General features: G+C 72.0%; 7 protein-coding genes and 1 tRNA gene. 4 read left to right on the plus strand and 4 right to left on the minus strand.

All coding sequences use genetic code 11. The features are described 5' to 3' along the window. Nucleotides 1–25: 25 nt before the first annotated feature. From gluQRS to ABD213_RS14100, 3 genes are all read right to left on the minus strand, one after another. The gene (gene gluQRS, locus ABD213_RS14090; RefSeq protein ID WP_344329905.1) at nt 26–910 is read right to left on the minus strand and encodes a tRNA glutamyl-Q(34) synthetase GluQRS; all 885 of its coding nucleotides are present in this window, start codon (nt 908–910) and stop codon (nt 26–28) included. A 4-nt stretch (nt 911–914) separates the two neighbouring features. Continuing rightward, nucleotides 915–1,091: a hypothetical protein gene (locus ABD213_RS14095; protein WP_344329909.1), complete on the minus strand. Its 177-nt coding sequence runs from the start codon at nt 1,089–1,091 to the stop codon at nt 915–917. A gap of 264 nt (nt 1,092–1,355) precedes the next feature. After that, a tRNA-Glu gene (locus tag ABD213_RS14100) sits at nt 1,356–1,431 on the minus strand. 51 nt (nt 1,432–1,482) lie between these two features. Here ABD213_RS14100 and ABD213_RS14105 point away from each other — a divergent pair. The 4 genes from ABD213_RS14105 to ABD213_RS14120 are packed head-to-tail and all read left to right on the plus strand — an operon-like array spanning nt 1,483 to nt 5,133. Continuing rightward, a complete protein-coding gene (locus ABD213_RS14105) occupies nt 1,483–1,833 on the plus strand; it encodes a metallopeptidase family protein (protein WP_344329914.1) in 351 nt (116 codons plus the stop codon). Then, nucleotides 1,826–2,470 (plus strand): pirin family protein, encoded by a 645-nt coding sequence (locus ABD213_RS14110; protein ID WP_344329918.1) that lies wholly within the window; start codon nt 1,826–1,828, stop codon nt 2,468–2,470. Before ABD213_RS14105 ends, ABD213_RS14110 begins: the two co-directional genes overlap by 8 nt. Nucleotides 2,471–2,491: 21 nt before the next feature. Further along, nucleotides 2,492–3,844 carry an FAD-binding oxidoreductase gene (locus ABD213_RS14115; protein ID WP_344329921.1) on the plus strand — a complete coding sequence of 451 codons (1,353 nt, stop codon included), beginning with the start codon at nt 2,492–2,494 and terminating at the stop codon, nt 3,842–3,844. After that, nucleotides 3,841–5,133, plus strand: coding sequence for a class I SAM-dependent methyltransferase (locus ABD213_RS14120; protein ID WP_344329925.1), 1,293 nt, complete (start codon nt 3,841–3,843; stop codon nt 5,131–5,133). Before ABD213_RS14115 ends, ABD213_RS14120 begins: the two co-directional genes overlap by 4 nt. A 22-nt stretch (nt 5,134–5,155) precedes the next feature. Here ABD213_RS14120 and ABD213_RS14125 read toward each other — a convergent pair whose 3' ends face one another. After that, nucleotides 5,156–5,947 (minus strand): exodeoxyribonuclease III, encoded by a 792-nt coding sequence (locus ABD213_RS14125; protein ID WP_344329928.1) that lies wholly within the window; start codon nt 5,945–5,947, stop codon nt 5,156–5,158. Nucleotides 5,948–6,076 lie beyond the last annotated feature (129 nt).

The following is a 6,076-nucleotide window of genomic DNA, read 5'->3' on the forward strand; positions in this document are numbered from 1 at the left end:
TCCCTCCGTCGATGGGTCGATCCTGTCACGCCGGGGCGGGCGGCTCGAAGACCCAGGGCGCTCGGGGAAGGTCGGTGGGGTCGACGAGGCCCACGAGCTCCGACGGGTCGGCTCGCGGCCACCCGAGCGAGTCGGTGATGAGGGCGAGCGGGTCGAGCCCGGCGGCCGAGAGGTCCCGCCAGGTGACCGGGCCGTCGCGCTTGGCCAGCCTCCGGCCGGCGGCGTCGAGCACGAGGGGCACGTGCGCGTACGTCGGCGCCGGGTGGCCCAGGAGGTGAGCGAGGTAGGCCTGACGCGGCGCGGAGTCGAGCAGGTCGTCGCCACGGACCACCTGGTCGACGCCCTGGGACGCGTCGTCGACGACGACCGCGAGGTTGTAGGCGACCACGCCGTCGCCGCGACGCAGCACCAGGTCGTCGACGCCGCCCTCGACGGTCCCGTGCAGGACGTCCTCGACCTGCCAGCGGGACGCCTCCGCCCGCAGCCTGAGGGCCGGCGGTCGTTCACGTCGACGCTCGCGACGCTCGGCGTCGGTGAGGTCGCGGCAGGTGCCGGGATAGGCGCCCGGGGGCAGGTGCGGCGCGGACGCCGCCTCCTGGACCTCCCGGCGGGTGCAGAAGCACTCGAACGTCAGCCCGCGCTCGACCAGGTCCTCGATCGCCGCTGCGTGCAGGTCGCCGCGCTCGCTCTGGCGCACCACGGGTCCGTCCCAGTCCAGGCCGAGGGAGCTGAGGTCCGCGAGCTGCCGTGCCTCGTGCTCGGGGCGCGAGCGCTCGCGGTCGAGGTCCTCGACCCGCATCCAGAAGGCGCGTCCGCTGCTACGGGCGAAGATCCACGCGAGCAGAGCGGTGCGCAGGTTGCCGACGTGCAGGTCGCCCGAGGGGGACGGGGCGTAGCGGCCGGCACTCACCCGGTCAGTGTGCCGTGAGCTCCCGGTCGCCGCGACCCTCCGACGCGACGTCCGCGGTCCGCCCACGCTGCTCGAACCGCGCGACGGACCACTGCACGACGCGGTGCAGCCCGACGAGGAAGACCGCGCCGAGGACGATGGTGAGGACGAGGCTGAAGAGAGTGAGGAAGAGAGCGAACACGCTTGAAGATTAGGCCGCTTCCTCTGGGGTCCCAACTCGAGCCCCGGTGATCTTCGTCACGTGCGTTTTCGCAGGTCAGTCCAGGTTTCAACCATGCAGGACGGGCGGTCGCGGCGCCCGCTGGTACGAGGGCGTTCCGGGGTCGTTGCCAGACGTCGCGGCCGAGGGTCTCGAGCAGCCGGAGCCAGATCTCGCTGATGGTCGGGTACGCCGCGACGGCGTGCCCGAGCCGGCCGATCGCGACGGGCGCGAGGCCGCCGGCGGTGGTACCCCGTACGGGATTCGAACCCGCGCTACCGCCTTGAAAGGGCGGCGTCCTGGGCCGCTAGACGAACGGGGCGCGGCACCGGTCAGCATACGGGCCCGTGGAGCCCTGCGGCAGGATGGGCCCATGGTCGAGGTGAGCGAGGAACGGTTCGCCGAGCTCGTCGAGGCGGCCTTCGCGCGGGTGCCCGACGAGCTCGTCGCGCTGCTGGACAACGTCGTCCTGTTCATCGAGGACGACGCGCCGGCCGACGACCCGCACCTGCTGGGTCTGTACGAGGGCGTCGCCCTCACCGAGCGCGACGCCTCCTACGGCGGCGTGCTGCCCGACCGCATCAGCGTCTTCCGACGGCCCACCCTCGCCATCTGCGAGACCGAGGACGACGTGGTCCGCGAGGTCGACATCACCGTGGCCCACGAGATCGCCCACCACTTCGGCATCGACGACGCCCGCCTGCACGAGCTCGGCTATGCGTGAGCTCCGGCGTGCAGGGGACCGGTTCCTGACCGAGGTCGACGGCATCACCACCTGGCACTCGTTCAGCCACGGCGTCCACTACGACCCCTCGAACGTCGCGTTCGGCCCGCTCATGGCCATCAACGTCGAGCACGTCGCCCCGGGCGCGGGGTACGAGCGGCACCGCCACGCCGACGTGGAGATCGTGACGTGGGTCGTGGACGGGGTGCTCGCCCACGCCGACACGGTCGGCAACGACGGCCAGGTCCGACCCAGCACCGCCCAGCGGCTGAGCGCGGGCACGGGCGTCGAGCACGCCGAGCGCAACGCGTCCGACGAGCCGTTGGTCTTCGTCCAGACCGTGCTGCGCTCCACGCACGACCGCGAGCCGCGCTACGCGAGCGTCGAGGTCGCCGGCGACGGTCTGCTGCCCGGCGTGGACGTCGCGGGACCGGCTCGGATGCTCGTCGCCCGCCCCGCCGGGACGGCCGTCGAGGTCCCGGCCGCGACCCGCACGCTCGTGCACGTCACGCGGGGGAGCATCGTCGTCGGCGACGAACGGCTGGACGTCGGGGACGAGCTGCGCACCGACGAGCCCGTCGGGGCGGTCGACGGTTCCGGCGAGGCCCTCGTCTGGCTGCTCGACAACGCCCCCTGACCCGGGTCTAGGGTGGCAGGCGTGAGGGGCTGGGACGATCACGCACGGGCCGTGGAGAGGCTGGTCGAGTCCTACCGGGCCGTCCCCGCGGGAGAGCGCGTCCGGCTCGCCAAGCGCACCTCGAACCTCTTCCGGCCGCGCGCGTCCGCCGGTTCGGGGCTCGACGTCACGGGCCTCGACTCCGTCATCGCCGTCGACGTCGACGCCGCGACCGCCGACGTCCAGGGCATGTGCACCTACGAGGACCTCGTCGACGCCGTCCTCCCGCTCGGACTCATCCCCCAGGTCGTCCCCCAGCTGCGCACGATCACCCTCGGTGGGGCCGTCACCGGCCTCGGCATCGAGTCGACGTCGCTGCGCAACGGCCTGCCGCACGAGTCCGTGCTCGAGATGGACGTCCTCACCGGAGCCGGTGACGTCGTCACCGCCACGCCGGACAACGAGCACGCCGAGCTCTTCGACGCCTTCCCGAACTCCTACGGCTCGCTCGGCTACGCTACGAGGCTGCGCATCGCGCTCGAGCGGGTCCCTGCCTTCGTCGAGCTGCGGCACGCCCGGTGCGGAGCCGAGGAGGCCGTCGCGGCGATCGAGCAGGTCGCGCGGTCGGGGACGTTCGAGGGTCGCCCGGTCGACGCGATCGACGGCACGGCCTTCACTCCCGACGACGTCGTGCTCACCGTCGCGACGTTCACCGACGAGCCCGGCCCCACGAGCGACTACACCGGGTCGGCGGTCTACTACCGCTCCGTCGGCGAGCGCACCCACGACCGCCTGACGATGCACGACTACCTGTGGCGCTGGGACACCGACTGGTTCTGGTGCTCCGCGGCGTTCGGCGCCCAGCACCCGCTCGTGCGTCGCGTCTGGCCGCGACGGTGGCGACGCAGCGACGTCTACCACCGGCTCGTGGGCCTCGACGCGCGCGTCGGTCTCAGCAGGGCGCTCGACCGGGTCCGACGGGTGCCCGGTCGCGAGCGCGTCATCCAGGACGTCGAGGTGCCGCTGGAGCGGCTGCCTGCGTTCCTGCGCTGGTTCGACGCGGAGGTCGGCATGCGACCGGTCTGGGTGTGTCCGCTGCGGACCCGACGGGTCTGGCCCAGCTATCCGCTCGAGCCGGGACGCACCTACGTGAACATCGGCTTCTGGGGCACCGTCGAGGTGCCGGCCGGCGCCGAGCCGGGCAGCGTCAACCGCCGCATCGAGGAGCACGTGAGTGCGCTGGGCGGCCACAAGTCCCTGTACTCCGAGGCGTTCTACGACGCGGAGACGTTCGCCGCGCTCTACGGCACCGACGTCCTGGACCGTGTCCGTGAGCGCTACGACCCCGACGGACGACTCAGCACCCTCTACGAGAAGGCGGTGGGCAACTCATGACCGCAGAGGTCGGCACCTTGACGATCGCCGAGGCGATCGAGCGGTTGATGCGCGACGGCATGCCGTTCCGGCTGGAGGCCTACGACGGCAGCAGTGCGGGACCGCCCGCCGACGAGGCGCCCTTCACGGCGCGGCTGCGCACCGAGCGCGGCCTGGCCTACCTGCTGACCGCTCCGGGCGACCTCGGGTTCGCGCGGGCGTTCGTCGCCGGCGACCTCGAGCTCGACGGCGTCAGCCTGGCCGACCCCTACGACCTCATGGTGCACGTGCAGAGCCGCCTGCGGCTGCGGGTGCCCGGACCGTCGGAGCTCGTGAACATCGTGCGCAGCCTGGGCTTCACCCAGCTGCGGCCACCACTGCCGCCGCCGGAGGAGCACCTGCCGCGATGGCGACGCGTCGTGGAGGGACTGCGCCACAGCCGCACCCGCGACGCCGAGGCGATCAGCCACCACTACGACGTCTCCAACCGGTTCTACGAGCTCGTCCTCGGGCCGTCGATGACCTACACGTGTGCGGTCTACCCGCACGACGACGCGACGCTGGAGGAGGCGCAGCACGAGAAGTACGACCTCGTGGCGCGCAAGCTCGATCTCTCCGCCGGCGACCGGCTGCTCGACGTGGGCTGCGGTTGGGGCGGCATGGTCCGTCACGCTGCACGCGAGCACGGCGTCAAGGCCATCGGCGTCACCCTGTCGCGCGAGCAGGCCGAGTGGGCGCAGGCGCGCATCGAGGCCGAGGGGCTGCAGGATCTCGCCGAGGTCCGCCACTGCGACTACCGCGACGTGCTGGAGACCGGGTTCGACGCGGTCAGCTCCATCGGGCTCACCGAGCACATCGGGGTGCGCCAGTACGCCGACTACTTCTCCACCCTCCACGGCAAGCTCCGCCCCGGCGGACGGCTGCTGAACCACTGCATCACCCGGCGCGACAGCGCCACCGCCCCGGCGGCCGGCGCGTTCATCGACCGGTACGTCTTCCCCGACGGCGAGCTGGCGCCCGTCGGCACGATCGTCACGGCGATGCATGACCACGGCTTCGACGTCCGGCACCTGGAGAACCTGCGCGAGCACTACGTCCTGACGCTGCAGGGCTGGTGCCGCAACCTCGAGGAGCACTGGGACGAGGCCCTCGAGGAGGTGAGCCTCGGCACCGCGAAGGTGTGGGGCCTGTACATGGCCGGCTCCCGCCTGGCGTTCGAGCGCGGCGAGATCGGCCTGCACCAGCTCGTCGGCGTCAAGCCCGACCACGACGGCGACGCCCACCTGCCCCTGCGCCCCCGCTGGTCATGACCCGGTCCTGCGGTGAACCGCGTCAGGCGAGGTCGACGACCACCGGCGCGTGGTCGCTGGCGCCCTTGCCCTTGCGCTCCTCACGGTCGATGAAGGCACCGTCCACGCGGGCGGCGAGGGCCTGCGACGCGAGGACGAAGTCGATGCGCAGGCCGCGCTTCTTCGGGAACGCCAGCTGCTGGTAGTCCCAGTACGTGTAGACGCCCGGGCCGGGGGCGTGGGGGCGGACGACGTCGGTGAAGCCCGTCTCGAGCACGTCACGGAACGCCTGGCGCTCGGGCTCGGAGACGTGGGTCTTGCCCTCGAAGACCGCCATGTCCCACACGTCGTCGTCCTCGGGGGCGATGTTCCAGTCGCCGGTCAGGGCGATCTGCGCGTCGGGGTCCTCGGCCAGCCACGACGCCGCCCGGGTCCGCAACGACTCCAGCCACGCGAGCTTGTAGTGGTAGTGCGCGTGGTCGAGCTCGCGGCCGTTGGGCACGTACAGGCTCCAGACCCGCACCCCACCGCACGTGGCGCCGACGGCCCGCGGCTCGAGCACCTCCGGGTCGCCGAACAGCGGCTGGTCGGGCGCGAACGACGTCGCGACGTCCTCCAACCCGACGCGGGAGATCAGCGCGACGCCGTTCCACTGGTTGAGGCCGACGTGGGCGTACTCGTAGCCCATCGACGACAGCTCCAGGCCGGGGAACTGGTCCTCGCGACACTTGGTCTCCTGGATGGCCAGGACGTCGACGTCGGAGCGTTCCAGCCAGGCGGTGACCCGGTCGATGCGGCTACGGATGGAGTTGACGTTCCACGTCGCGATGCGCATGGGTTTCTCCTATGTCAAGCCGCGGCCGGAAGGCAAGCCCGGGCGGCTGTGTGGTCGGTGGTGAGGTGGTTGAAGACGACACGTGCTAGACGGCGTTTGAGGCAGCGCAGGGCTTCGGGGGTGGACATG

Source organism: Aeromicrobium halocynthiae (genome assembly GCF_039531385.1).
Classification (GTDB): Bacteria; Actinomycetota; Actinomycetes; order Propionibacteriales; family Nocardioidaceae; genus Aeromicrobium; species Aeromicrobium halocynthiae.

Excerpts from the sequence above, each read along its gene's own strand:
- ABD213_RS14110 (WP_344329918.1), top strand. The coding sequence starts at position 1,826 with ATGCGTGAGCTCCGGCGTGCAGGGGACCGGTTCCTGACCGAGGTCGAC.
- ABD213_RS14105 (WP_344329914.1), top strand. The coding sequence starts at position 1,483 with ATGGTCGAGGTGAGCGAGGAACGGTTCGCCGAGCTCGTCGAGGCGGCC.
- ABD213_RS14125 (WP_344329928.1), bottom strand. The coding sequence starts at position 5,947 with ATGCGCATCGCGACGTGGAACGTCAACTCCATCCGTAGCCGCATCGAC.
- ABD213_RS14120 (WP_344329925.1), top strand. The coding sequence starts at position 3,841 with ATGACCGCAGAGGTCGGCACCTTGACGATCGCCGAGGCGATCGAGCGG.